Origin of the sequence: Protofrankia symbiont of Coriaria myrtifolia (assembly GCF_900634755.1) — a bacterium.
In the GTDB taxonomy this organism is placed as follows: Bacteria; Actinomycetota; Actinomycetes; order Frankiales; family Frankiaceae; genus Protofrankia; species Protofrankia coriariae.
This window is the reverse complement of sequence record NZ_CAAAFS010000342.1, coordinates 1-2,413: the sequence shown is the minus strand read 5'-3', so window position 1 is coordinate 2,413 and position 2,413 is coordinate 1. Positions and strand designations below refer to the sequence as shown.

At 70.9% G+C, this 2,413-nt stretch carries 2 protein-coding genes and 2 pseudogenes; 1 reads left to right on the top strand and 3 read right to left on the bottom strand.

Annotation, left to right across the window (positions count from 1 at the left end; genetic code table 11):
- Positions 1–5: 5 nt before the first annotated feature.
- The 3 genes and pseudogenes from CM1CMNOD_RS20045 to CM1CMNOD_RS20035 all read right to left on the bottom strand — a co-directional run.
- Positions 6–206, bottom strand: a pseudogene (locus CM1CMNOD_RS20045) (helix-turn-helix domain-containing protein); the annotation flags it as partial.
- Between the two features lie 407 nt (positions 207–613).
- A complete protein-coding gene (locus CM1CMNOD_RS20040; protein ID WP_013875416.1) occupies positions 614–1,204 on the bottom strand; it encodes a potassium channel family protein in 591 nt (196 codons plus the stop codon).
- Between the two features lie 310 nt (positions 1,205–1,514).
- Positions 1,515–1,862, bottom strand: coding sequence for a hypothetical protein (locus tag CM1CMNOD_RS20035; protein WP_013875415.1), 348 nt, complete (start codon positions 1,860–1,862; stop codon positions 1,515–1,517).
- A gap of 13 nt (positions 1,863–1,875) precedes the next feature.
- Between CM1CMNOD_RS20035 and CM1CMNOD_RS20030 the strand changes: the two are divergent.
- Positions 1,876–2,413: pseudogene (locus CM1CMNOD_RS20030) on the top strand (hypothetical protein); the annotation flags it as partial.

Here is a 2,413-nt window from a genome sequence, read left to right as displayed (position 1 = left end):
CACTAGAGGGTGAGCAGATCGGCGACATCGCGTTCCTTGAAGCTGACGCGGCCGAGTTCCAGGCGGCTGATCTTCGATTCGGAAGCCCGGATGCTGTATCCGGCGGCTTCCCGACTGATGCCCTTGCCTTCACGTAATCGACGCAGCTGGGAGCCCAGGACGATACGGCGCACCGTGGGGCCACGGTGTAGGTCACCTGTTGTCACGACGGCTCACCTGTCGTCACGTCCTGGCCCTTTCGCAGACATAATTCTGGCAGCGTCCCGGTTGGTATCTTCGGTCGTCAGGGTCCCTCCGGATATGTGCAGGGATTCTATCGTCGCGTGTCACGGGTACGGTGTGCTGTCCGGAGTTTGGCGGCGTACCTGTCTGTTTCATCCGCTTCGCTCGTTTCGTTCATGTCGTCTTCGCCGGCTGTCACGCCCGCTGGGCAGCCGATCATGCCGTCTGCCCGGGGCCCCGACCGGGCCTGTCGGGCTCGGCCGGGGAGGCCCTGCTGGCCAGGGGACCGACGGGTCGGTTGGCTGATCGGTGGCCAGACCGCCGTTGGCCGCTGACCAGGCCACCGGCCGGACGGCCGGCTGACCCCGCTGCCGGTGTGGCGGGATTCCGCTCACTCCGGCTCCCGGCCGGCGCGGCGGCGTATCCCGGCGGCGATAGCGCCAAGAAAAATCCGCGCGACAAGGCCGATCACGACGAGATTACCGATCATCTGGATCATGGTGATGATGCGGGCCGTCTGGGTCACGGGGGCAATATCGCCGAAACCGACGGTGGTGAACACGGTGAGTGTGAAGTACAGGGCGTCCGTGCGCGTCATCGCCTGGGTGAATGCGCAGGCCTGTTCGCGGCCGAGCACGAAGTAGGTTCCCGCAAAGATCAGCAGAAACAGTGGGAGGGACACGGCGAAGGCCTCCGCGGCGCGCAGCCCGGGGTAGGCGGACCGAGCGATCCGCCGGATCTGGACACCGATGATGCCGGCGAACGCCAGCAGGGCGACGGCCAGCGCGATCCCCAGGCCCGCGTGCACGCCGTCCCTGTAGGGCCGGTCGAAGGGAAGCAGGTAGTACAGGAGCAGCAGGGCGACGAGGCTCAGGGCCGAGCGCGCCATGGCGCGTGCGATGAGTACGCGCTGGCCGGGCGGCGGCCGGGTGGCCTCGCGCCGGTGTTTCGGCGGGGCCTCGCGCACGTTTTTCGTGATCACGGACTGTCCTGGACGAGGGCGGCGCGGCCGGCCGCCATGGCAGGGCCTGGCAGGCAGTCGGTCACAGGCTCCTCCGCGCCCTGGGGATCACGATCGGTGCTCAGGCCGTCGACCGGCCGCGAACCGCGGGCAGGGCTGGGTCCCCGCCGATGGTGACCCGACATCGCTCGCGGGGTTGATCGGAATCCGAGCCCCGTCGGTGGCTGGGGCCGCGGCAGGTGCGTCTGCCGCGGCCCCAGCCGCCAGCCATGAGCATACGGTCACCAAAAGATCGCATCCGGTGACTGCGAGTCAATGTGAGGTGGGTACGTCAGGCGGTGAAGGTGAGGGAACAACCGCGATCGGACGTGCTGGCCTGGTCAGGAGAGCGGAACACCGCGGGGGAAGGGCCCTGGCGGGGGCGCCTCGTCAGGCCAGCCCCCCGGACGAGAGGGAGAGCACCGGCGACGACAGCCAGTATCTGCAGGACCGGGGAGTGGATGACGGACGTCCAGTGGATGCCCAGGTGGATGTCGTGGTGGCCGTCGCGCCACCTGGCGGCACCGGTCAGCCAGTCCGTCAGCGTCCGCGGCAGCCATCCATCGCCGCGGGTGGTGGGCGTCCGCGCCCAGGTCGAGTGATCGGCGTCCCCGCTGTTGGAGATCCCGCCGATGGGCATGAGCGGTGGGTGGATGACAGCCGTCCGCGTTGCCGGGCTCTGTCGCACCGGGCCCCGTAGGGCGGAGCTGCTGGTGCCGGCGGCACCGCCCGCGGTGACGCTCGCGTTCGCCGTCCCCTGCCCGGTCGTGGCCGCTGCTCGCCCGGTCGGGCCGGTCGGGCCGGTCGTTCCGGTCGGCTTCGAGGGTGCGCGCTGGCCGCGGCTCGCCGACGATCGAGGCCGCGCCGTGGGCTGTGGCCTGGACGTCTGCGCCACCGTCTGGGTGGAGGAAGTCCGCGGCGGTGTCACCGCGGCCGAGGCCGCGACGGACGGCGAGCCGGCCGGCGCCGTGGTGGGCGGCCTGGACGGCGAAGCCGGTGGCTTCGTCGGGGCGCTGGTGGGCGGTTGGGCTGTTCCGCTGGGGCGGGCGCAGGCGAGGTCGCTGCCGGCTTCGTCGGTGCCGGTTTCGTCGGGACGGTGGTGGCGGGCGGCTGGGTCGCTTCGCTGGGGGCCGGCTGCGGGGTTGCCGGCGCCCTCGGCGACGGCAACCCCGCAGCCGGCCCCCAGCGAAG